20 protein-coding genes and 3 pseudogenes are annotated in these 22,847 nt (G+C 62.2%); 16 read left to right on the top strand and 7 right to left on the bottom strand.

Annotation, left to right across the window (positions count from 1 at the left end; genetic code table 11):
• Nucleotides 1-286: 286 nt before the first annotated feature.
• Nucleotides 287-418, bottom strand: a complete 132-nt coding sequence (locus tag HB376_RS41210) for a hypothetical protein (RefSeq protein ID WP_255631570.1) — start codon at nt 416-418, stop codon at nt 287-289.
• Nucleotides 419-702: 284 nt separating this feature from the next.
• On the opposite strand from HB376_RS41210, the gene HB376_RS25395 reads away from it, so the two are divergent.
• The 15 genes from HB376_RS25395 (at nt 703) to HB376_RS25325 (ending at nt 16,198) form a co-directional block, all read left to right on the top strand.
• On the top strand, nt 703-1,458 hold the full coding sequence (locus tag HB376_RS25395) for a PAS domain-containing transcriptional regulator (protein ID WP_213766490.1): 756 nt from the start codon (nt 703-705) through the stop codon (nt 1,456-1,458).
• Between the two features lie 345 nt (nt 1,459-1,803).
• Entirely contained in the window at nt 1,804-2,667 is an 864-nt protein-coding gene (locus HB376_RS25390; protein ID WP_213766489.1) for a xanthine dehydrogenase family protein subunit M, read from the top strand.
• A 22-nt stretch (nt 2,668-2,689) separates the two neighbouring features.
• Nucleotides 2,690-3,184, top strand: a complete 495-nt coding sequence (locus HB376_RS25385; protein ID WP_213766488.1) for a (2Fe-2S)-binding protein — start codon at nt 2,690-2,692, stop codon at nt 3,182-3,184.
• A complete protein-coding gene (locus tag HB376_RS25380; protein ID WP_213766487.1) occupies nt 3,181-5,595 on the top strand; it encodes an aerobic carbon-monoxide dehydrogenase large subunit in 2,415 nt (804 codons plus the stop codon). Before HB376_RS25385 ends, HB376_RS25380 begins: the two co-directional genes overlap by 4 nt.
• Nucleotides 5,595-6,242, top strand: a complete 648-nt coding sequence (locus HB376_RS25375) for an SRPBCC family protein (RefSeq protein WP_213766486.1) — start codon at nt 5,595-5,597, stop codon at nt 6,240-6,242. The genes HB376_RS25380 and HB376_RS25375 overlap by 1 nt, the downstream gene beginning before the upstream one ends.
• Nucleotides 6,239-7,252: a MoxR family ATPase gene (locus HB376_RS25370; RefSeq protein ID WP_213766485.1), complete on the top strand. Its 1,014-nt coding sequence runs from the start codon at nt 6,239-6,241 to the stop codon at nt 7,250-7,252. The genes HB376_RS25375 and HB376_RS25370 overlap by 4 nt, the downstream gene beginning before the upstream one ends.
• Entirely contained in the window at nt 7,249-8,448 is a 1,200-nt protein-coding gene (locus HB376_RS25365) for a VWA domain-containing protein (protein WP_213766484.1), read from the top strand. Before HB376_RS25370 ends, HB376_RS25365 begins: the two co-directional genes overlap by 4 nt.
• 28 nt (nt 8,449-8,476) lie before the next feature.
• Nucleotides 8,477-9,430, top strand: coding sequence for an XdhC family protein (locus HB376_RS25360; protein WP_213766483.1), 954 nt, complete (start codon nt 8,477-8,479; stop codon nt 9,428-9,430).
• Nucleotides 9,431-9,442: 12 nt separating this feature from the next.
• Nucleotides 9,443-10,117 carry a nucleotidyltransferase family protein gene (locus HB376_RS25355; RefSeq protein WP_213766482.1) on the top strand — a complete coding sequence of 225 codons (675 nt, stop codon included), beginning with the start codon at nt 9,443-9,445 and terminating at the stop codon, nt 10,115-10,117.
• 4 nt (nt 10,118-10,121) lie between these two features.
• On the top strand, nt 10,122-10,823 hold the full coding sequence (locus HB376_RS25350) for a putative 2OG-Fe(II) oxygenase (RefSeq protein ID WP_346730576.1): 702 nt from the start codon (nt 10,122-10,124) through the stop codon (nt 10,821-10,823).
• Nucleotides 10,804-11,934, top strand: coding sequence for a hypothetical protein (locus HB376_RS25345; protein WP_213766481.1), 1,131 nt, complete (start codon nt 10,804-10,806; stop codon nt 11,932-11,934). The genes HB376_RS25350 and HB376_RS25345 overlap by 20 nt, the downstream gene beginning before the upstream one ends.
• Nucleotides 11,931-12,998: an XdhC family protein gene (locus tag HB376_RS25340; RefSeq protein WP_213766480.1), complete on the top strand. Its 1,068-nt coding sequence runs from the start codon at nt 11,931-11,933 to the stop codon at nt 12,996-12,998. The genes HB376_RS25345 and HB376_RS25340 overlap by 4 nt, the downstream gene beginning before the upstream one ends.
• A 177-nt stretch (nt 12,999-13,175) precedes the next feature.
• Entirely contained in the window at nt 13,176-13,409 is a 234-nt protein-coding gene (locus HB376_RS25335; protein WP_213766479.1) for a hypothetical protein, read from the top strand.
• A gap of 83 nt (nt 13,410-13,492) precedes the next feature.
• Nucleotides 13,493-14,806, top strand: a complete 1,314-nt coding sequence (gene glp / locus HB376_RS25330; protein WP_213766478.1) for a gephyrin-like molybdotransferase Glp — start codon at nt 13,493-13,495, stop codon at nt 14,804-14,806.
• A gap of 219 nt (nt 14,807-15,025) precedes the next feature.
• Nucleotides 15,026-16,198 carry a porin gene (locus HB376_RS25325; RefSeq protein WP_255631568.1) on the top strand — a complete coding sequence of 391 codons (1,173 nt, stop codon included), beginning with the start codon at nt 15,026-15,028 and terminating at the stop codon, nt 16,196-16,198.
• Here the strand turns inward: HB376_RS25325 and HB376_RS25320 are convergent.
• The gene (locus HB376_RS25320; RefSeq protein WP_213766476.1) at nt 16,145-16,492 is read right to left on the bottom strand and encodes an MHYT domain-containing protein; all 348 of its coding nucleotides are present in this window, start codon (nt 16,490-16,492) and stop codon (nt 16,145-16,147) included. The two genes, HB376_RS25325 and HB376_RS25320, sit on opposite strands and share 54 nt — an antisense overlap.
• Before the next feature lie 861 nt (nt 16,493-17,353).
• Between HB376_RS25320 and moaA the strand changes: the two genes are divergently transcribed.
• Complete coding sequence (gene moaA, locus HB376_RS25315) at nt 17,354-18,475, top strand: GTP 3',8-cyclase MoaA (RefSeq protein ID WP_213766474.1); 1,122 nt, start codon at nt 17,354-17,356, stop codon at nt 18,473-18,475.
• A 118-nt stretch (nt 18,476-18,593) separates the two neighbouring features.
• On the opposite strand, the gene HB376_RS25310 is transcribed toward moaA, so the two are convergent.
• From HB376_RS25310 to fba, 5 genes and pseudogenes are all read right to left on the bottom strand, one after another.
• Entirely contained in the window at nt 18,594-18,995 is a 402-nt protein-coding gene (locus tag HB376_RS25310) for a thioredoxin domain-containing protein (protein ID WP_213766472.1), read from the bottom strand.
• Between the two features lie 193 nt (nt 18,996-19,188).
• Entirely contained in the window at nt 19,189-19,665 is a 477-nt protein-coding gene (locus HB376_RS25305) for a hypothetical protein (protein ID WP_213766470.1), read from the bottom strand.
• Nucleotides 19,666-20,506: 841 nt separating this feature from the next.
• Nucleotides 20,507-20,880, bottom strand: a pseudogene (locus HB376_RS41770) (hypothetical protein).
• A 103-nt stretch (nt 20,881-20,983) separates the two neighbouring features.
• A pseudogene (locus HB376_RS41765) lies at nt 20,984-21,139 on the bottom strand (HoxN/HupN/NixA family nickel/cobalt transporter); the annotation flags it as partial.
• Between the two features lie 390 nt (nt 21,140-21,529).
• Nucleotides 21,530-22,593: pseudogene (gene fba, locus HB376_RS25295) on the bottom strand (class II fructose-bisphosphate aldolase).
• Between the last annotated feature and the right edge of the window lie 254 nt (nt 22,594-22,847).

Genomic DNA, 22,847 nt, shown 5'->3' with positions numbered 1-22,847 from the left:
GTTGACGCACCTATTCCGCCGTTGAAGAACTCGCCTTGAATTGCTGCGTCGTCCTGTGAAATGCTTATGAGCTACAGGCCGATGACGTTCCCGTTCGCCGACCGATAAAAGCCAGGAGACCCACGTGATACATCGCCCTTTCGAATACCACGCTCCCCGCAGCCTGTCAGAGGCCATCTCATCGACGTGGGAAAACTCGCGGAGCTCAAGGGCACACGATCAGTTCCTATCGCGATACTTTCGTCAATTTCTAAAATTCGCGTAGCAGCAGTTGCACAAGTCACCGTCACAACTGGACCTTGAGCACATCGATGCTCCTCTGGTAGTTGAATTTCTCGACGAACTGGAGAAGCGCCAGCGCTGGAATGGTATGGGTAGCCGTAATCTTCGCCTTACGGCGCGGCGCTCTTTCTTCCATTACGTCGCCTTCGAGGCACCGGATCGTTCCGCACAGATTCAACGGGTTCTCGCAATCGCGAGCAAGCGCTTTACGCGTACCCTTATGCACTCGCTGACGCGTCCTGAAGACGAAGCCCTGCTTTCTGCACCGGATCAACGCACCTGGTTTGGTCGACGAGATAGCACGAGAGTTTGCGCTGTCGCGGAGTCTCTCTGCGCAAGAGCAATCCTGCATTGCATGTCTATAGCCCGGTTGCAGTCTGTCAACTGCGATTGGCACGTTTGGCTCCCAGAGGATCACGCGTGACGCAAATTTCCCCGCTGTACTCGCTCGAGCGCGCGGAGGTCGGCGTCGTCTATCTCGATGTCAACCGGCGCGTGGTGGGCATGAACGATATCGCGCGCGCGACGCTGCCGGTTGACGAACTGCGACCGTTCGAGCGGGATGTGCTGTCGTTTCATCCTGAGCGCTCGCGAGCCAAAGTCGCGTTCCTGCTCGAGCAGGCGGCGGTCTGCCCTGTCGCGAACCCGCCACCGATGACCATGATCATCAATATCCCGGAACGGGTGCTGCTGATCAAGGTGACGCGCATCTCTGACGTTGAGTCGCGTCCGGCTGGATATATCCTAATATTCCACGATATCACCGACGCGGTCAGTACTGAAACTCCAGAGAGCACGGACAGGAACCAGCGCCGTCGGTTGAACAAGATTCCAACCGCGTCCGACAACCATGTCGTATTGGTGGACACAGAAAAGATACTCCATCTATATTCAGACGGACATTACAGTTGGGTTGTCACGGCCGAAGGTGCCAGCTTTTGCAACCTGAGTATCAGTGACATCGAAGCACGGCTGGATCCGGACGTATTCATGCGCGTGCACCGCAGTCACATCGTGAACATCGGCGCCGTCAAGGCCGTCTCGCGCGAGGGCAGTCGCGTCGTGGTCCAGGTGATCGACGGCGGTGCCGGGGTGCCAGTGTCACGCACCAGCGCGCCCGCGCTGCTCCAACGTCTCGGCGTGACGAACATGGTCACTACCGGGCGTCATCCCTGATCATCCCGAGTCGCAGGAGATATGCCGTCCAGGTGCGCGACGCCTTGGACGTGCGCACGATGGACCTGGCTTCGATGCACAACGACGATGCGTTGCGCCGCAGGTCGTGGCGTTCCTTTCATACATAGCATACCTAAGGTAAATACTAGGTATCGTTTTCCCTTACGGCCTCATCGCGCTGTTATGCATATTACGCAGCCCGCGCAACCTGTTTGCATTTCGTGTCGTGCCAATTGCAATTCGCGCTATGACAGAGGCAAAGAGCGAATTTGGGCATGAGTTGAGCAATTGGTGATTTGCGGTCAGACTGGTTTTCAGCTCATAACACGTAAGACGGAGACCTTGATGATTCCAGCCGCGTTCGATTATCACGCGCCCAAATCCATCAGCGAGGCAATTTCCCTGCTGGGTAGCCTGGGCAGCGAGGCGAAGCTGCTAGCGGGAGGTCACAGCCTGCTGCCGATGATGAAACTGCGGTTCGCTGCGCCCGCGCACCTGATCGACATCAACCGCATTCCCGAGCTGCGCGGCATCCGCGAAGAAGGTAGCGAGATTGTCATTGGCGCGATGACCTGCGAGGCCGATCTGATTACTTCGGCGCTGCTGCTCGACAAGGTGCCGCTCATCTGCGCAGCCGCCAGGCTGATCGCCGATCCTCAGGTGCGCAACCGAGGCACGATTGGCGGAGACATCGCCCATGGCGACCCCGGCAATGACCATCCCGCGATCGCGCTCGCGCTCGACGCGTCGTTCGTGCTGCAAGGACCCAAGGGCCGCCGTACCGTCAAAGCCGACAACTTCTTCCACGGCACTTACATGACCGAGCTCGCGGAAGACGAGATCCTGTGCGAGATCCGCATCGCGTCGCTAGCCGTCGGCACTGGCTGGGCCTACGAGAAGCTCAAGCGCAAGACCGGCGACTTCGCCACGGCGGGCGCCGCGGTCGTGATGCGCAAGTCGGGCGAGACCGTCAGCGCCGTGCGCATCGCACTGACCAACGCAGCGCCCGTTGCGCTGCGCGCCGCCGCCGCCGAGCAGGCACTGATTGGCAAGCCGCTGACTGACGCGACGATCGACGCCGCCGCTGCCGCCGCGATGGGCATCGCCGATCCCACGGAAGACCTGCGCGGCAACGTCGAATACAAGACCGCGATGGCTGGGGAAATGGTCAAGCGCGCTATCCGCAATGCCGCGGCCCGTTGCCGTTGAAACACCAGGAGCGAGGAAACTCATGTCCAAGACGATTGTCAATCTGAAGATCAACGGCAAGGCGGTCGAGAAGGCCGTCGAGCCCCGCATGTTGCTGATCCACTTCCTGCGTGAAGAATGCAACCTGACGGGTCCGCACATCGGCTGCGAGACCACCCATTGCGGCGCTTGCACGGTCGACGTCGACGGCCGCTCGGTCAAGTCGTGCACGCACCTGGCGGTGCAGTGCGAAGGCTCCGAGCTCGTCACTGTCGAGGGACTCGCGCAGGGCGGCGTGCTGCACGCGGTGCAGGAAGGCTTCTACAGGGAGCACGGCTTGCAGTGTGGCTTCTGCACACCGGGCATGTTGACGCGCGCCTACCGCCTGCTGCAGGACAACCCGAATCCCACCGACACCGAGATCCGCCACGGCATGGCCGGCAACCTATGCCGTTGTACCGGCTACCAGAACATCGTTAAGGCCGTGCAATACGCCGCGGCCAAACTGCAACAGAAATCCGAAGTGGAGGCTGCATGAACGTGTCGGTCGATCAAAGCGTCCTGGAGCGCACCGCCGCTCTCCAGGGCATGGGGGAAAGCCGCCTTCGCAAGGAAGATGCACGCTTCATCCAGGGCAAGGGCAACTACGTCGACGACATCAAAATGCCCGGCATGCTGCACATGGCGATCGTGCGATCGTCGATCGCGCACGCCCGCATCACGAATATCGACAAGAGCGAGGCGCTGAAGATCCCCGGCGTCGTCGCAATCCTGACCGCGGAAGACCTGAAGCCGCTGAACTTGCACTGGATGCCGACGCTGGCCGGCGACGTCGCCGCAGTGCTGGCCGACGGCAAGGTGCATTTCCAGATGCAGGAAGTGGCCGTCGTCATCGCCGAGGACCGCTACATCGCAGCCGACGGCGCGGCTGCCGTTCAGGTCGAGTACGACGAGCTAACACCGGTCGTGGATCCGTACTCAGCACTCGCCCCCGATGCTCCTGTCGTTCGCGATGATCTTGCGGGCAAGACAGTCGGCGCCCACGGCAAACGCGATCACCACAATCACATCTTCACGTGGACCGCCGGCGATCCAGATGCCACCGAGGCGGCGTTCGCGTCGGCGGCCGTCAGTGTCGCCGAGCGCATCGTCTACCCGCGCGTGCACCCGTGCCCGCTCGAGACCTGTGGCTGTGTCGCCAGCTTCGACCCGATCCGTGGCGATCTGACCACCTACATCACGTCGCAGGCGCCGCACGTCGTCCGCACCGTCGTGTCGATGCTGTCCGGCATCCCCGAATCCAAGGTGCGCATCGTCAGCCCCGACATCGGAGGTGGCTTCGGCAACAAGGTCGGCATCTACCCGGGCTACGTTTGCGCTATCGTCGCCAGCATCGTGCTCGGCAAGCCAGTCAAGTGGATCGAAGATCGCATCGAGAACCTGTCGTCGACGGCGTTCGCCCGCGACTACCATATGGACGGCGAGATTGCCGCCACAGCCGACGGCAAGATCGTCGGGTTGCGCGTCAATGTCATCGCTGACCATGGCGCGTTCGACGCCTGCGCCGACCCAACCAAATTTCCGGCTGGCATGTTCCACATCTGCTCGGGTTCGTACGACATTCCCGCTGCGTTCTGCAGTGTGAAGGGCGTGTACACGAACAAGGCACCTGGCGGGGTGTCGTACCGCTGCTCGTTTCGCGTCACCGAGGCGGTCTATCTGGTCGAGCGGATGGTCGACATCCTCGCGTTCAAGCTGGGAATGGACAAGGCTGAGATCCGTGCGAAGAATTTTATCCGCAAGGAGCAGTTCCCGTATACGTCCGCGTTCGGTTTCGAGTACGACTCCGGCGATTACCACACGGCTCTGAAGAAGGTGCTCGACGCCGTCGACTACAAGGGACTGCGTGCCGAACAGGCCACCAAGCGCGCCGACCCACAATCGCCCACGCTGATGGGCATCGGGCTGGTGACTTTCACCGAAGTCGTGGGCGCGGGTCCGAGCAAGATCTGCGACATCCTGGGCGTCGGCATGTTCGATAGCTGCGAAATCCGCATCCACCCGACCGGCAGCGCCATCGCGCGGATGGGCACGATCACCCAGGGTCAGGGCCACCAGACCACGTATGCCCAGATCATCGCGACCGAGCTGGGCATTCCGTCGGAAGTGATCCAGGTCGAAGAGGGCGACACCTCGACCGCACCATACGGCCTGGGCACCTACGGGTCGCGCTCTACGCCGGTGGCTGGCGCCGCGATCGCCATTGCCGCACGCAAGATCCATGCGAAAGCTCGCAAGATCGCTGCGCACCTGCTCGAGGTCGGCGAGAACGATCTCGACTGGGAGGTCGATCGCTTCAAGGTCAAGGGCGACGACGCGCGATTCAAGTCGATGAAGGACATCGCCTGGGCTTCATACAACTCGCCACCACCCGGCCTTGAGCCGGGTCTCGAGGCAGTGCACTACTACGACCCACCCAACTTCACGTACCCCTTCGGCATCTATCTGTGTGTGGCCGACATCGACCGCCATACCGGCGAGACCAAGATCCGTCTCTTCTACGCGCTCGACGATTGCGGCACGCGAATCAACCCGATGATCATCGAAGGCCAGATCCACGGTGGTCTGACCGAGGGCTTCGCGGTTGCGATGGGGCAGCAACTGCCGTTCGACGCGCAGGGCAACATCATGGGTAACTCGTTGATGGACTACTTTCTGCCCACAGCGGTCGAGACGCCGACCTGGGAGACCGACTTCACCGTCACGCCTTCGCCGCACCACCCCCTCGGCGCCAAGGGTGTTGCCGAGTCGCCTCACGTTGGGTCCATTCCCACGTTCACGGCCGCAATCGTCGATGCGTTCGAACATCTGGGGATCTCGAACATGACGATGCCGCACAACAGCTATCGCGTGTGGCAGCAACTGAAAGAAATCGGAGCGCAACTTTAATGGACGTCCAACTCGACAAACGGTATCCCCTCGACGTCAGCGTCGATCAGGCCTGGGCCATCCTCGCCGATATCCGTTCTACCGCGACTTGCATGCCGGGCGCCGCCATCACCGAGCAGGTCGACGCTACGCGCTACAAGGGGACGGTACGTAGCAAGATCGGCCCAGCCGTGATGACGTTCGGTGGCGACATAGAGGTGCTCGGCATCGACCCTGCAGCCCACCAGCTTCGAATGCTCGGCAAAGGGGTCGACAAGGCGGGTTCGTCGGCATCGATGGACCTGACCGCCAGTCTCGAGCCCGGTGACGGCCCCGGCAAGTGCGTCCTCGTCGGGTGCGCCGTGGTCATCGTCAATGGCAAGTTGTCCCAGTTCGGCGGGCGCCTGCTGGTGCCGGTGGCCGATATGATGCTCGGGCAGTTCGCCGAGAACTTCAAGGCGTCGGCGGCTCTGGTTCCTGGGGTTGCGGCTTCCTCAGGCGGTGCGGCTCCGGCGTCCGCGGGCGGTGCGGCTCCAGCCAGCGCAGCTGATGGCATTGCCTCGCGCCCGGTCAAGGAACTCAACGTAATGGCGTTCGGTTGGGCGCTGTTCAAGGGCTGGCTTGCCGGCATGTTCGGCAAAAGCAAGCGTGCGCGAGATAGTCAATGAACGACACGATCACGCGGCAACAGCGCAGCGAGGCAGCGTCGGTCGAGTCCGATGCGCGGACTACGTCCGGCGGCGACGCCCTGCTTCGGGAACAATTGCAGCGCGCGGGCTACATCGCCGATGAGGGCCTGGCGGCCGTCATGTGGCTCGCGTGCGAGCTGCAGCGACCACTGCTGGTCGAAGGCGATGCGGGCGTCGGCAAGACGGCCCTGGCGATCGCGCTGGCGCGCGCCGAAGGACGACGCCTGGTTCGGCTTCAGTGCCACGAAGGCCTCGACCTGTCGCAAGCGGCGTATGAATGGAACTACGGGCGTCAGTTGCTGGCGATTCGCGTGCTTGAAGCGCAAGCGGCAATCGTCAACGAGAGCGACCTGTTCTCGCGCGACTACCTGCTGGAGCGCCCTCTGCTGCAGGCGATCTCAAGCGACGTACCCTGCGTGTTGCTGATCGACGAAATTGATCGTGCCGACGAGGCTTTTGAGGCTTTTCTGCTCGAAGTACTGTCGGACTACCAGATCAGCGTGCCCGAGCTGGGTACCGTGCGTGCGCGATACGTGCCGCGCGTACTGCTTACGAGCAATGGTACGCGCGAGCTGTCCGACGCACTGCGCCGGCGCTGTCTGTTCCACTGGCTCGACTACCCGACGTTGGCGCGCGAGATCGCGATCGTGCGCAGCGCGGTACCCACCGCCGAAGGCGCGCTGGTAGAACAGGCGGTCGGGTTCGTGCAGCGCTTGCGCAAGGAAGACCTCGGCAAGACGCCGGGTGTCGCCGAGACACTCGACTGGGTGCGCGCCCTGCATCGGATGCGCATGGAGGCATTGCCCGACGATCCCCACGGCCTGACGGCGACGCTCGGTTGCCTCCTGAAGACGCGCGACGACCTGTTCCAGTTGACGCCGGAGCACGTGCAGAAGCTCATCGACGGGCGGCGCACCGAAGGCGTCGCCGTGAAGACGGCGCAATCGTCATCAGGTATTGCAGACGGACATTGTGCCGCTCTTCCATGAACTCCGATCCCATCGTCGACGGCCAATGCAAGTATGCGAGCGAGGCGGTTCCTCGCCCACTGGAGGCGATCGCCGGTTTCGTCGCGTTTTTGCGCGATCACGGGCTCAACATCGGCGTTGCCGAGCATCAGGCGCTGATCCACGCCGCGCTCGCGATTCCTGTCGCACGCCACCGCGTAATCGAAGCCGCGTGGCGCTCCGTTGCGTGCCACTCGCATCGCGAATGGCACAAATGGGACGATCTGTTCGAGCGCTACTGGCACCCGACTCGCCTGAAGGGGCAGGTACGCATGAGCGGCCAGATGCGGCCGTCCCGTGACCTGCGCCAGATAGTGCAGGCGCTGCACGATGCGATGGGCGGCAGCAGCCGCCCGGGCGAAGCCTCGGGTGGTGACAGCGCTCTCGAGGACGGGGTCGCACTATCGGATGAAGGCGAAGGTCGACGGGCGCAGGGTGGGGCGAGCCGAGCCGAGCCGCTCGATGACCGATCGCTGTCGCAATGGCTGCCGCAGGATCTGGAACGGCTGCAGCGGCTTGCGGACCTCATCGCGAACCGCCTGCGGCAGCAACTGACACGACGCTGGCACCAGCACGCGATGGGGTCCAGGCTGGACATCCGACGTACGATGCGCGCCAGTTTGCGCACCGGTGGTGTGCCAGTCGCGCCGGTGTGGCGCCGGCCGCGCCGGGAACGACCAAAACTGTTCATCCTGGTCGACGTCAGCCGCTCGATGCAAACCCATGCGCAATTGTTCCTTCGCATCGCACGTGCATTCGTCGGTGCTGCGGGCGCGCGCGTCTTCGTGTTCCATACGCGGCTCGCCGAAGTCACGCCGCTGCTCAAGCGTGACTCTGGCACGGTGCAGGAAAAAGTGAACGCCGTCACGGCAGGCTTCGCCGGAGGCACGCGCATCGCCACGAGCATTGCCGACTTTCACCGCGTCCACGCGCGCGCGCAGATCGATCGCGGGTCGCGCGTGTGGGTGCTGTCAGACGGTTTCGACGCCGACCCGCCGGAGCGGCTGCATGACGAACTCGAACGCGTGCGAGCGCGCGGCGCCCGCATTACGTGGTTCCATCCCACCGTGAAGCCACCCACCTCGGAAGCGATGCAACCGTGCCATGCGCTGATCGAGCGCTTCATTCCCCTCGCGACGCTGCGTGATCTCGCCAACGCCGCGGCGCTGCTGAAATGACCCAAAGGATTCCCCAATGAAAGCCGCCGTGTCCCAGACTCTCACGTCGATTCAGCGCCTGCAGGCGCAAGGCATTCCGTGTGCGCTCGTGAGCGTCGTGCGAGTCGTACCCCCTACGTCCGCCCACCCGGGCGACAAGGCGGTGGTAACCGAGGACGGCCGCATCGACGGATGGATCGGCGGGGGTTGCACGCAGCCCGTGGTGGCGCGCGTGGTGCGCTCAGCGATCGCCGACGGCATTGCGCGCGTGGTGCGCATCGCGCCTTCGGCTGATGGCTACGAGCGCAACGCCGACGACGTGCTCGAGTTCGGCATGACTTGCCACTCGGGCGGCACGATCGAGCTGTTCGTCGATCCGTTTCTGCCTCGCCCGCGCCTCGTCGTCGTGGGCCACTCGCCCGTTGCCATCGCGTTGAGCGGCCTCGCGCCGCGCGTCGGCCTCGACGTGTTCGTCGTCGCGCCTGGCGCCGACCCGGCCGCGTTCCCGGATGCAGCGCGTGTCGTGAACACCGACGATCCGACGGAGGTCAACGCCGACATCCCCGGCGGCGCCGTCGTCGTCGTGGCAACGCAAGGACAGCGCGATCTGCAGGGCTTGCACGCCGCGATCGCAATCGATGCGCGCTCGATCTTCTTCGTCTCGAGCGCGCGCAAGGCAGAGGCGATGCGCGCGTCGCTTGCGGAGTCCGGAGTCGACGCCGGCGTTGTCGCATCGATCATCGCCCCGGCAGGGATCGCGATCGGCGCACAGACACCCGAGGAAATCGCACTGTCTGTGCTCGCTGCCGTAATCGCGTCGCGTCGCGACGTGTCGACATCGAAGGCCGCGCGTTCGGTGCCGCAGACCGCGGCCGTCGCATCGTCGTCGCTTGCCCCAACGCCGATGTCGCACGGTGGCTCCTGCTGCTCGGGTGGCTCGGCGCAACACGAGCCCGCCTTACAATCGGCCGCGCTTGAGGCGGCCGGCCATTCCGCTCACTGAGGAGTCGACACAATGGGCTGCATCATGAAAGGTGGTGGAGGCCTGAACAGTCGCGTGGTGATCGGCGCGATCGTGCTGGCCGCTGGCGCCGGCGAGCGCATCGGACGCCGGCCGAAGTGTCTGCTCGAGCTAGGCGGCGTGCCACTAATCCGACGCGTACTGGTGGCACTTTCGGGCGCTGGAGTTGACGAACTGGTCGTGGTGCTCGGCCATCACGCGGAAGCGGTGGCGCCTGTCATCGAATGTTTCCCTGTCACCATCGTGCGCAATCCGCACCCGGATGATGGTCAGGTCTCATCGCAGCGCGTCGGCCTCGGCGCGTTGTCAAACCGCTGCGACGCGGTGCTGATGGTGCTCGCCGACCAGCCGCTGCTGAACGCCCAGGACATCACCGCTCTGATCTCGGCGTGGAAGAAACGCCCGCGCGACGCGAGCGTAGTTTATCCCGAAGTGCGTGGCGAACGCGGCAACCCGGTCATCTTCGGATCGGACGTGCGCGAGCAGGTGTTGGCCGGGGACTACAAGACCGGCTGTCGGCAGTGGCAGTCGCGGCATCCCGAACTCGTGACACCGTACGTGACTGACAACCGGCGCTACCGCGTGGACATTGATACCCAGGAAGATGTCGAGCGCTTCGAGCGCGAGACCGGGCACGCGCTGCGGTGGCCGAGCACCGAGAAGGTCTGACGCGGTGGCACTCGATCCCGGCTTCCATTCACTGTGGCCGATGCCGCTGGGCGTTCACCGCCTTGTCCGCGCGGATTCGCTAAACCCGCTGCTCGTGCGCGTGTTCTCCGCAATTCGTGCGACGCAGTTGCATGCACGCGGCGAGCCGCAGCGGGCCTTCTTCGCCAGCGACGACGATCTGATTGGCCGCGTGAAGCTGGCGGAGTGGGATCAGTTCGTGGAGTTCCTCGTCAGGAGCCTTCGCGACACCGCCGCGCAGGCCAACCGCGATGCCTGGCTGCGCGAGAGGCTCGACCTGAAGGTCGCGATCGAGGGTCTGTGGTTTCAGTTCAGCAACGATGGCGCGCATCACGATGTGCATACGCATGGCAACTGCTCCTGGTCGGGCATCTACGTGGTGCAGGTCGACGAGCCGTCCCGGCGAGCCATGCATCCGGTCTTCGGCGAGGCCAACGGCGTGACGCGATTCTACGGCCCGTCGTTCGGCGCCCTGGCGGGGGCGCACGTCGATCTCGGCAATGCGTATCTGCTTCCCCCGCACGTGGACGTCGAGCCGCTCCCGGGCCAACTGCTCGTGTTTCCTTCGTGGCTTGCGCACCAGGCGCTGCCGTATGCAGGAGAGTCGGAGCGACTCATCGTGTCGTTCAACGCGAGCATCCACGCGGTGCGGGGAAGCGACCAACTGCGTGGCTACAGTGATCGATAGCGCGACTTCGCTCCTGCTCGTCGCGCGCACGCTGGCGTGGGCGCTGCTGATCGGCGGCTGGCTGGTGCTGGGCGATCTCGGGAGTGCCGTGATGCCGTTCGAGCTTGGTGGACTGGCACCGATGGTGTTGTTTCTCGGAGTCACCGGTATCGTATTGCGCGCCGGGGCCACGCTGGCGGTGCCCGCTATGGTGCTTCGCTTCGTATTGCTGGCGACAGCCGCTGTTGCTGCGGGAGCGCTGCTGCGGACTGGCCACTCCGCGAGCCTGATCATGGTTGCGTGCGCTGCCGCTGGATGGGCTGCACTCCTGGTCGCCGCGTCGCGCGCCGTGAAGATGCTTCGGGCACGAGCCCGGCGCGCGCCGCCACCGATATTACCGGCCACCGCAGGTGCCGCTCTGGCCTGGCTCGTCTCCGGCGACCCGGGCGTCGCGCTGACGACCGCGCCCGCCATCGGCCTGCTTGCCGCGGCGGCGCTGCTGGCGATCATGCTGCCATCCCGCGGCATCACGAGCGGATGCCGCGGGGGCCTGTTCGACTGTGCGTTACCGTTGGGTGGATGGAGCCATTGGAGCAATCCGGCGAAGTGGCCCACGCAGGCCGCAAGCTGGGCGATGCTGCCGATGATGGCCTCCATGTCCGTCATGACGCAGTGGTGCCGCGGCGAAGTCTGGCTGAGCACGGCCGCCATAGTCGGCCTGCATCTCGGTGCGATGCTCATGCCGCCGCTGACGCTGTACCTGCTGCGTGTGACCTTGCGCGCCGAGGCGTGGGTCGCAGCGGCGATGACAGCGGGCCTCCTGCTGTCGCTGCTGTCGACCAGCATGCTGGGCCTGATGCTGGCGTCGATGTGCCAGTCGCTTGGCTGGAGTCTGGCCTGGTTCGCCCGGATCGGCGACGCGCCTCGAATAGAAACGCGAGCGGCGGCACCGACATGGTTCGGCGCACTGGTGCCAGCCTGCTGCATCGCTTTGCTTGGCGTGGCCGTCACTTACTGCGGCCCATCGGCACTGCGTGGCACACAGATCGGCCTCGGCGCACTCGCCGCCGTAGGAGCGGCGCTGTCGCTGTGGAAACCCGCGGCCTTTAACAAGCTGGAGAAGAGACCATGAACAATATGGACATCGAAGTTCTTCGCACCGCGATCGACTGGATCCGGCGCAAGCACCGTGTCGTGTTGGGCACAGTGGTTCACACCTGGGGGTCCTCGCCACGCCCGCCGGGTTCGCTGATGATCATTCGCGACGACGGCCAAGTGGCCGGCTCATTGTCGGGTGGCTGCATCGAGGATGACCTGATCGGCCGCGTGCAACGCGGCGAGCTGGCACCCACACTGCCTCAGTCTGTCATCTACGGAGCCAATGCAGGTGAGGCGGAGCGCTTCGGGCTGCCATGCGGCGGCACGGTACAGATCGTCCTTGAGCCTTTGGGAACGCAATCGCAACTGCCGGAACTGTTGGTGGCAGTCGAGCAGCACCGCATCGTGTTGCGTCGGCTTGAGATCGAATCGGGCGCGGTTTCGATCGATTCGATGGCTAGCGTCGGCGATCTCGTCACGTTCGACGGTGTGGTGCTGACGACGGTGCACGGCCCGGGGCTGCGGCTCCTGATCATTGGTGGAGGCCAGCTGTCGCGCTATCTCGCAGCGATGGCCTTGATGCTCGACTATCGAGTCATCGTTTGCGAGCCGCGCGTTGAATATCACGAAGGCTGGCAAGCGCTCGAAGGGGTCGAACTCGTGCGAGAAATGCCCGACGACCTGGTTGTACAACTAAAGCTCGATGCAAGCAGCGCAGTGGTAGCGGTGACACACGATCCCAAGCTCGACGACCTGGCTCTGATGGAAGCGCTGAAGACGCCAGCGTTCTACGTGGGCGCCCTCGGCTCGCGCAAAAATAACGAGGCACGCCGTACCCGGCTTCTCGAATTTGACGTGACCGAGATGCAGGCCCGCAAACTGCGCGGCCCGGTTGGGCTCAACCTCGGAGGCCGCACGCCGCCGGAAATCTGCCTGGCGATTCTGGCCGAGATGACGGCGGTACGGCGTGGCAGCGAACTGCGCGGCGCACTGGTCGACTGGAGTACATCCACGACGGAATGCAAGGTCACGGCCCGGCAGATGCCATCAACTCGTACGGCTGTGAGTCATTCGATAAGCGAAGAGGCAGGAAGCTGACCATGTCGACTGATGCACGGGGTATTTCGCACGCGACGAGTCTCGAACTGGCAGTTGGTCTGGCCAATCATCGCTATGATCCGACGCCAGTCGCGCTGTCGCTGCCGATCGCTGTTTGCGGCTCATGCACCGCACTGTGGCTCGCGTCGCCGAGGTATAGACGCCGAGGACCGGATCATGTCCGCGGCGTACACGCTGGATGGCGGCGTCATGGGCGGGGGCATCATCCCGATGCACTACCTCGGCACGTCAGACACCACGATGATCTGCTCGACGCCTGGTACGAATGGCAACAGTGGCACCGCGCTCGCATACGCGATGTTCTTCGGCGCGCCATTCATCGTCATGTTCAGTGTCTGCTATTCCAGGTCCGAGCAGATGAACGCAGAGGCCTTCTCCATTCGCGATTGAGCCGATCGTGGTCGGTCGCGCCTATGTGCCGGCAACTCACGCATTGTGTGCAGCGCCTGCCATTCCGTTCCTTTCCAACCGTCATGATATCCATCACAGACGAAAATTCGCGTACCCCAACCGTCCAGTCGCAGCAGTCACTGATCGAGGCCGACGAGGCGCGCCAGCTACTGCTTGCCGCTGTCTCGCCGCTGGCGCGCACCGAGCACGTCATGACGGAATGCGCGTGGAGCCGCGTGTTGGCGCATGACATCGTTTCCGACATCAACGTCCCGACGTTGGACAAGAGCGCGATGGACGGTTATGCAATCCGGCTGGCTGACCTCTGCGGCGACACCACCGCGTCATTGCCGGTGTCGCAGCGCATCCCTGCGGGTCAGGTCGGTCAGCCGCTGCTGGCCGGCACCGCAGCCCGGATCTTCACCGGCGCCCCGATCCCGCCGGGCGCCGATGCGGTCGTGATGCAGGAGCACTGCGAAGCAGTATTGGCGCCGGCCGAGCGCGCCGGGTTCGGGAGCGTGCTTGTTCGCGTTGTCCCGCCGGCCGGAGAGTCGATCCGGCTGTGCGGCGAGGACGTCCAGGCCGGCAGTGTCGTGCTGCGCTCGGGTAGCCGACTCGATGCCGCGGCGCTAGGCCTCGCCGCGACGATTGGATGCGCTCACCTGGACGTCGTAGCAAGGCCGCGAGTCGGGCTCTTCTCGACCGGCGACGAACTGGTGATGCCGGGCGAGCCGCTGCTGCCCGGCGCGATCTACAACGCAAGCCGCTTTACGCTGGGTGCGTTGCTGCGTGGTCTTGGCTGCATCGTCAACGATCTCGGCAACGTGCCTGATCGCCTCGATGTGACGCGGGCAACGTTACGCGCTGCCGCGCGAGACAACGATCTGGTACTGAGCGCTGGAGGTGTATCTGTCGGAGAGGAGGATCACCTGAGGCCGGCGCTGCGCGAGGAGGGCCGGCTCGACCTGTGGGCCGTGGCGATCAAGCCCGGAAAGCCGCTGGTGTTCGGCGCGGTGCGACGGCCGGAGGCTGACCCGGGAAACAGCGTCGCTGGCGAGACCTTGTACCTGGGGCTGCCCGGCAATCCGGTGTCCAGTTTCGTCACTTTCTTGCTGTTCGTGCGGCCGGTGTTGTTGCGGATGCAAGGAGTCAGGGACGTCGAGCCGCCCAGCCTGCTGGCTCGCGCTGATTTCGACTGGCAGAAGCCGGACGCGCGCCGTGAATTCCTGCGCGTGCGTCGAAACGTGAATGGTGGTCTCGACGTCTATCCGAACCAGAACTCGAGCGTGATGACTTCGTTGGCCTGGGGCGATGGACTGGCGGATATCGCGCCGGGGCGCGTCGTGCGAGCCGGCGACAGCGTGCGGTATCTGTCTCTCGCGGAGCTCGCGCCATGAAGTTGAATGTCCGCTATTTGCGTCCTTGCGCGAAGCGCTCGGGATCGGCGAGACGCTCGACTGGCCCGAGGGCACGGATCTCGCAACGTCGTGCGTGGATGCGTGCCGCGAGGTGCCTTTGCGACCAGATCAATAAGAAGCCAACTCGAACATGTAGAAGTGGCGTTACGGTGCCTGTTGTGAAAAAGTGAAATCAATAATTTCCATGAGGAGTTGATCTTGAAGAAATTTATGATTATCGGCATTCCCGCACTGATGGCTTCGATTGCCCATGCTCAAAGCAGCGTTACCTTATACGGTACGATTGATGCGGGTCTGGCTTATGTAAATAATGCGGGTGGTAAAAGCCTCTGGGCTCAGGATAGCGGTGCGCTGTCGGATACGTATTTCGGTTTGCGCGGTACGGAGGATCTTGGAAATGGCCTACGGGCAATTTTCAAATTAGAGAGTGGCTTCAATATCGGAAATGGTCAGTTCGGGAAGTTCGATGCAAATCTGGGTGCTCCGGGCTCGGGCCTGTTTACCCGTCAGGCTTATGTCGGTCTACAGGATGATCGGATCGGAACGTTGACGCTTGGCCGTCAGTTTGATTCCGGTGTGGATTATCTTGGCCCATTGGGTCTGGCAGGACAGGCAGGAGGGGTCAATCTTGCTGCCCATCCGGGTGATGTCGACAATCTCGGCAATCCGGCTTCGTCTTCCAATGTCGTCAAATATGAGAGCCCTGATATTTCAGGCTTCCATGTCGGGGGTGAATATGGATTCAGCAATGTGCCCGGCGGGTTCAATCAAGGACGGCTTTTCGGTGTCGGAGCAGCTTATGCGAATGGTCCGATCAAAATCGCGGCTGCTTACGTCCAGCGGGACCAATCGGGTAGCGGGGCGAATTTAGGGGTGACCTCAGTACTCGCACCTCAGGCACTTGGCACCGCGACGCGTCAGCGCATTTACGGCGTTGGTGGCAACTATGCATTTGGTCCCGGTACGGTAGGCATCCTCTGGACGCATGCTCAACAACAGGGTATCGCCGCGATTGCTGGTGACCAGGCCCGCTTTGACAATATCGAAATCAACGGTACGTATGGTGTGACCGCCTCGCTGACCGCAATCGGTTCCTATACCTATACCACTGGAAGAGAGTCGTATGCCGGAGTATCGGCGACTCCGAAATGGCATTCCGGAGTACTTGGCCTTGATTATTCGCTTAGCAAGCGTAGCGATGTCTATGTGGCCGGAGTCTATCAATATGCCCAAGGCCGAGCAATTACCGTTGACACCTCGACAGAGGCCGTTTCCGTGGGACCCAACGCGACTTCTATGGCGGGCATGATTCCGCCTTCAACGACCAAAGATCAAGTCGCGGTCGCCGTAGGCGTGCGTCATCGTTTCTGATAGGTGATCCGGGCAATGTTGGATGTTGTCGCGGCGGATCCAGAAGAACACGCCCAGCGACGGCACCGATGCGCCAATCGTAATCGCTACCGACGCGGCCACAAGCCAGGGACTCCAGACGATACGCGGCGCGATGTCGAGCGCCGCAGTGCCGATGAAGTGCATCGCACAGATGCCCGCCGCGTCCGGCGCGAGCGCGCTGCCGGTTAGCGATTGCCAACTGAGCGATGGTCGACTCGCGATGTACAGCGCGACGGCGGAGGCAGCCGCGATCCACGAGACGATGGTTGCCATCTTCGTGTAGCCGAGCGGATGGGCAGGGGAAAAGCCAGCATCCCCACTAAATGCATGCATCAGATACCGGTGCCCATGACGAACGATCAACCCAGCCACCTATCCGTTGAGATGCGGCCATGCTTCTTGCGTACTCTCCGCGCCAGGTCCAGCGCCACGTACGAAGCGAAACGTGCACTCAACAGCGAAACGGTGACGCCCGCGGAGTTGTACGATGGTAGGTGCACGATGTCCAGGACTCTCTTCCATTTCCTTGGGTCCGTCTGGCGGTTGCCCGTGACATCCCGTCGGAGACGCCTCGGAGCGTGTCGTCAACGCAGGCCGATGACCAGCGGTGGTATCACGCTACCCACCATCACACAGTGGCGACGTCCGTGCTCGCCATTGCTGAGTTGCGCCGGCTTGGCCGGTGAAACTCTACTGGGCGAAAAGGATCGCGATCGTGCGGCTGAGAACCTGGCACCGTTGTTCACAGACGTCGCTACCGGCTTGATTTGCCATGAGCCCGCGTGAGTAGATGGCATCTCGCTGTCGATCGCCGCAAGCCGCGCGCTTGCCGTGCGGCTTGCGCTGTGCATCGCGCTTGGCCAACTGTCTTGTTGGCTCGCTTGCCAAGCGTCATTTCGCATGCGACCGGTGCGGGTCTTTGGGTTCGGCACTTTCTGCTCGCTGGAGTCGGAACCGAGCTTCCTTCAGTCGAGAATGAAAGCCATCTACCGGTGGTGCGAGATGACAGCCCAACCTGTTTCTGCTGATCGACGTCGTCACGGCGCGGGTGCCGGGGTGGGCGACGCCTGGACACTTGCCGTCGTCTGTCGCGAATTCCTCTGCGCATTGCATCGTCCCTGTACCCGGAGATTCATGAGTTCAACTTTCATCCGGCTCGTCGACCAGCGCCTACCGACGAGAAATTCGAGCGGTTTCGCTCCAGGAGCCGATCGCCTCGACATGCTCGGCCGCCCGTTGCGCGACCTGCGCATCTCCGTTACCGATCGCTGCAACTTCCGCTGTAGCTATTGCATGCCCAAGGAGATTTTCGACGACCGCCATGCGTTCCTGCCGCACTCGGCGATGTTGACCTTCGAAGAAATCACTCGACTCGCGCGTCTGTTCGCCGCCGCGGGCTGCACGAAACTCCGGTTGACCGGCGGCGAGCCGCTGCTGCGCAAGGACGTCGACGTGCTCGTGTCAATGCTGGCCGCGCTGCGCACGCCCACCGGCGGTCGGCTCGACTTGACGCTGACGACGAATGGCTCACTGCTTGCACGCAAAGCCGCCGCGTTGAAGCGAGCGGGGCTCGATCGCGTGACAGTCAGTCTCGATGCGATCGACGATGGCGTGTTCCGTGCAATGAACGACGTCGGCTTCGCTGTCGAGAGCGTTCTCGAGGGCATCGATGCCGCTCTGGCAGCGGGTCTGCTGCCCGTGAAGGTCAACATGGTTGTCAAGAGAGGTACCGACGATGGCCAGATCGTCCCACTCGCGCGTGCGCTTCGGCTGCGATACGGTGACGCGGTAGTGCTTCGCTTCATCGAGTTCATGGATGTCGGCGCCACCAATGGCTGGCGATCGGACGAGGTGTTACCCTCGGATGACGTACTGCAGCGGTTGCGAGAGATCGGGCCGGTCGAACCGATGACACAGAATAGTTCTGGCGAAACGGCGCGGCGCTGGCGTTTCTCGGATGACGGTGCCGAGGTCGGTCTGATCTCGAGCGTCACGCAGCCATTCTGCGGCAATTGCAATCGCGCGCGCCTGTCGACCGATGGCCAGCTTTATCTCTGTCTGTTCGCCTCGCTTGGCTACGACCTGCGCGGGCCGCTGCGTGGAGGCGCAAGCGACGTGGAGCTTGCCAACGCGATCAACGGTCTCTGGGGTCAGCGTGCCGACCGCTATTCGGAGCTCCGCGCTTCGGACGCTATTGCGGCTGGGGTCGATCGGCGATCCGCGCCGCGCGTCGAGATGCACTACATCGGCGGCTGAGGCGACGAAGCTTGCTCGCACCGCTTCTCGCGTCTGGAGCGCGGAGGTTTCAGCGAACGACCGGCGATGCGTGTTGCGTCGACAATCGCGGCGCGTGTGGCAGCAGCTCGCACGACGCTCAGAGATCGGTATGCTCCGCAAGCCGTGCCGGCAATGTCGCGGCATCGCCCTCGGGCAGCGTCACTGGCGGCAGGTCGCCGTCCAGGGCCGCGAGGATCAGGCGGTCCAGCGCCGCGGCGTGGGGCATCACAGGACCGAGGAACAGTCCCTGTTCGTCGCTCGCAAGCAGGATCGTGGGGAAGTTCTCGATGTCGAGGTCACCTATCAGCGCGGCCTCGTCCTCGATGTCGATCCACAAGAAGCGCAGGTGAGCATGGGGTCGGGTGCGTCGCAGCTCTGCGCGTACGGCGTTGAGTGTTGCGCGATAGGTGTCACACGTGCGACACCACCGGGCGCAAAGGCAGGCCACAAGCAGAATCGGCGAGATGTGCGCCGACGAATCGGAAGAGGGCTCACTCATCAATGTGAATATACCCGGAAATGACCGCCGTCCGCACATGCCGATTCTCGACGAATCCTGGCAGAGATCACCGCGGCCAAAATCAGGCGCCGGTCTTGCAGCGCTGATCGATTCCGGAATCGCAACTGGTAGAGCGCTGCATTGGCTCGCTTTCGACGGCGTAGCGCAGTCCACCTCCGCGCCACAGATGCGGTCAATCAGTGTCGAGCATCGGTGACGGCCCCGTCACTACATACGTAAGCCTGTGCGCTTCGACGACGATACGCTGGCGCAATTCGTGCGTCGCATGCGGGTGCGTCATCAGCGCCCAGTAGGCGCCGGCTGTCTCGCCACTTCGCCTCGCCGTGTTCCATAGATGGCACAGTTCACTTTCATTGCGCGCTCTTTCGAAACGCTTGATTTCCCCATCGTAACGATGGTCCAGCATCTCCTGCAGAGCGTCGGCGCCCCGGCCGCCTTCGGCAGCGATCTGTACTGCGGCGTGATGCACCTCGAAGTTGCTCACCCGATGATGGAAGTCGAACCCCGCAAAGCGGGTAACGATATCGCGCAGATCGGTGCTGGCAGGGCAGGTGCCGATCACAGAGCAGTGGATGTACGGATCGAGGTCGGCCAGCCGCGCGCGCCGGATGTCACTGCCGGGCACGTGTTCGGGTGCATCGTGTTTCATGTACTCCGCAGTCGGTGACTGGGCACGATGAGATGGTTGAGGATTCATAGGAGTTCTCGCCTCAGATAATCGGTTTCAATCGGCGCATGACACCGTAATATACCGTAGGATATAGCGATTTGTACAGATTACCTCAATTGCAGATCACCTGAATTGCACCACGTGGTCCGCGAGCCGCGCAGCGACCTTGCCCATCCTAGGTCAGAAACAGAGCGGAACAATATCGCACTGAGGGGCCAGATCCAGCATATTTCGAGGGGTTCGCCCCGAGCATGCTCACCTCCATGCTGAGGTCTGAGTTGATCGCCAACGGTCCGGGCAGTGCGTAATGGCGGACCGATCAGGCGATGATCTGCTCCCGTTCAAATGTCTGTCGGGCCGTACACGAAGTAATATCCTGGCTGGTCAACGGCATCATCGCGCCTACCACAACAATCGTAGACACGCCTCCCTTCTTACGGAAGGACTGCTTACTGTTCTTGATTGAGCGACACATCACAACGTCATCAGCCGTCAGGCAGTACAGCTATCTCGCTCGCCGAATGCGAGTTCCGTGGCGCTGATAGGCTTATGCTCCGGTCTTACGTGTGAGCCATGACTCTTTCGCGACGCATTATTGCAACCGTTCATTCGTTACCCGACAGCCGAAACGCCTGTCCAATCAGGCCATCCATCACCGAAGGGCTGATCGTGAAGCTCTTCATATTCCTCGGGCGCCTGTCGGGTGAGTAGTGCTATAGCTTGGAGCTTTTCAATTTCGTGTACGGTGCTTTCGAACTTCCCCATGGGCTTAGTGAGCGGCACAACGGAGACGAAGGGAATCGTCATGTTGTAGTACAACTTACAGCTCGCGCATGGGTTTGATGAAGACCCATCCGTAGGCGCCGAGCATCAGAATGCTGTCGGTCGTATCGACGAGAGACATACCGGCGCAGAAGAGGGCGGGAATACAAGAATCGACCAAACCGATACGCCTCGGTACGCCTCTGCAGCCGAAATGCCCAGCAAGCCGATTTCCGTCGCGGTATCGAAGCCCGAGCCAAACAGCACACCGCGCGGATACCTATGCCAGCTGCGGATAATCAGCTTGAACATAGGATGGAAAATCCGCGCAAGCAGGCCCCGGTCCGCCAGCAGCTGAGCGAAAATTTTCTCGCCGTAAGGCTCGCCCCGGCGCTTGCGCGTGAAGGCCTGATAGATGGAATCCAGGACCATCAGGTTGATCAACGCAGTGGCGAATAGGAAGAAAGCTGATCAGTGTGCCGCTGATTCCGCCGATTTCCTTGATCGCGTCCATCTCGCGTTGCAAGGCGAGGGCGGTGGCTCCTCTCACGGTAGTCGCGGGCACGACTGCCGTGGAATTTCCCGGCGAAAACATGAATCCGATGGCGAGCGGGCGCTTTCCTTCCTGCATGAGCTTGCGCATCACGTTATAGATCGCGACGATGTGATCGTCATCCGCCGCGTGCCGCAATCCAAAACCACAGGCCAGAAGGGCCGTACCGAGCAAAAGCGGGTATCCGTGAAAAGCAATGAACGCCCGTATCTAGGCGGCCTCGATGAAAGCGCCAAACAGTACGGACACGACAATCACTTTTATACCCGAATACTGCCCGGGTCGCGGCGTACGGCCCGTTTCTTTGCATCGACTTAGTTGTCCTGGAAAGCATCTCTCGCGCCACTGGTGCGATCGCATCAACACAGGTTCTCGGCCGTGTCGCACACGAATGCGGCCAATACTGCACTTGGGCGGCTTTCCCTTTCTTCGATAAAGGGAAAGCTGTGCCCCGTTTACGTGGTGCAAAGCCACTTCCTGGAGGTTGATCTGGTTTCCTTAAAAGTGAGCCGAGTTGACAGATACCATTTAATTCGCCACAGCGGCCAGTTCACCTTTCACATACCGACGCGCCATCCGTTCAAGTGGCATAACCTTAATCTTCGCCGCCTGTCTGGCGGACCCGAACGCTTCAAAGCGCATCTGGCATAGGTCTCTGGCTGCAGCCACAGCATCATTAAAGAACTTACGCGGATCGAACTGAGAAGGATTTTGGGCCATGCCGCGCCGCATCGCTCCGGTCATTACCAATCGGATATCCGTATCGATATTGATCTTGCGCACGCCATGCTTGATGCCCTGCAAAATCTCTTCTACCGACACACCATACGTTTCCTGTATGTCCCCGCCGTATTGGCGGATGACTCCAGCCACTCCTGCGGCACGGAGGAGGAGCCGTGCATCACGAGATGGGTGTCGGAGATGCGAGCATGGATTTCCTTGATGCGATCAATCGCAAGAATGTCGCCTGTAAGCTTACGGCTGAACTTGTAGGCGCCGTGGCTGGTGCCGATTGCAATGGCTAGCGCATCGACGCCGGTCCGCTTGACGAAGTCGGCCGCCTGGGCAGGATCGGTCAGTAGTTGATCGTGCGACAGCATTCCCTCGGCGCCCGAGCCGTTTTCCTCCCCCGCCTGTCCGGATTCTAGCGAACCTAAGCACCCGAGCTCATCCTCGACTGATACACCGATGTAATGAGCGAAGTCCACTACCTTACGGGTTACTTCGATGTTGTAGGCATAGGACGACGGCGTTTTCATATCCTCCATCAGCGAGCCGTCCATCATCACACTGGAAAAGCCAGAACGGATCGAAGCCTTGCATACCGCGGCACTGCCGCCATGGTCTTGACGCAGGCAGATCGGGATGTGCGGATAAGTTTCCACGGCAGCTTCAACGATTTTGCGAAGGAAGGCTTCGCCGGCATATTTCCGCGCCCCGGCTGAGGCCTGCAGGACGACCAGGCTGTCACAGGCATCTTCAGCCTGCATGATGGCCAGGATCTGCTCCAGATTGTTGACGTTGAAGGCGGGTAAGCCATAACAGTGTTCGGCAGCGTGGTCCAGCTGTTGGCGTAGTGATACGAGGGCCATGAAAATTTCCTTTAAAGGTCTATATAGCGAAGCGTTGACTCTTTCTCCAATCCGCGCGGCTCGGTTCGTTCCACTAGCGGTCCTAATCGATTCTCCGGCGGTCAGTTCTAGTCGATCGCCGCATCCAACGTCCCCGTTGGCAACAACCGAATCCTGCGCGGGGACTGGAAGCAGATCTCGAATTTTGGTATGGCGCATGCGTCATTAAGCTGCGCGCATCACGGTATAGCGCTCGAGCAAAAATGGGCTGCGGG

The organism is Caballeronia sp. dw_19, from assembly GCF_018449515.1.
Lineage (GTDB): Bacteria > Pseudomonadota > Gammaproteobacteria > Burkholderiales > Burkholderiaceae > Caballeronia.
Note: the sequence above shows the minus strand (reverse complement) of the source record. Positions and strands in the feature narration are given on the sequence as shown.

Bases quoted from the DNA above. Each gene is read 5' to 3' on its own strand.
- HB376_RS41210 (WP_255631570.1), bottom strand. From the start codon at position 418: ATGGAAGAAAGAGCGCCGCGCCGTAAGGCGAAGATTACGGCTACCCAT.
- HB376_RS25390 (WP_213766489.1), top strand. From the start codon at position 1,804: ATGATTCCAGCCGCGTTCGATTATCACGCGCCCAAATCCATCAGCGAG.
- HB376_RS25385 (WP_213766488.1), top strand. From the start codon at position 2,690: ATGTCCAAGACGATTGTCAATCTGAAGATCAACGGCAAGGCGGTCGAG.
- HB376_RS25380 (WP_213766487.1), top strand. From the start codon at position 3,181: ATGAACGTGTCGGTCGATCAAAGCGTCCTGGAGCGCACCGCCGCTCTC.
- HB376_RS25375 (WP_213766486.1), top strand. From the start codon at position 5,595: ATGGACGTCCAACTCGACAAACGGTATCCCCTCGACGTCAGCGTCGAT.
- HB376_RS25370 (WP_213766485.1), top strand. From the start codon at position 6,239: ATGAACGACACGATCACGCGGCAACAGCGCAGCGAGGCAGCGTCGGTC.
- HB376_RS25365 (WP_213766484.1), top strand. From the start codon at position 7,249: ATGAACTCCGATCCCATCGTCGACGGCCAATGCAAGTATGCGAGCGAG.
- HB376_RS25355 (WP_213766482.1), top strand. From the start codon at position 9,443: ATGGGCTGCATCATGAAAGGTGGTGGAGGCCTGAACAGTCGCGTGGTG.
- HB376_RS25340 (WP_213766480.1), top strand. From the start codon at position 11,931: ATGAACAATATGGACATCGAAGTTCTTCGCACCGCGATCGACTGGATC.
- HB376_RS25335 (WP_213766479.1), top strand. From the start codon at position 13,176: ATGTCCGCGGCGTACACGCTGGATGGCGGCGTCATGGGCGGGGGCATC.
- glp (WP_213766478.1), top strand. From the start codon at position 13,493: ATGATATCCATCACAGACGAAAATTCGCGTACCCCAACCGTCCAGTCG.
- HB376_RS25320 (WP_213766476.1), bottom strand. From the start codon at position 16,492: ATGGCAACCATCGTCTCGTGGATCGCGGCTGCCTCCGCCGTCGCGCTG.
- moaA (WP_213766474.1), top strand. From the start codon at position 17,354: ATGAGTTCAACTTTCATCCGGCTCGTCGACCAGCGCCTACCGACGAGA.
- HB376_RS25310 (WP_213766472.1), bottom strand. From the start codon at position 18,995: ATGAGTGAGCCCTCTTCCGATTCGTCGGCGCACATCTCGCCGATTCTG.
- HB376_RS25305 (WP_213766470.1), bottom strand. From the start codon at position 19,665: ATGAAACACGATGCACCCGAACACGTGCCCGGCAGTGACATCCGGCGC.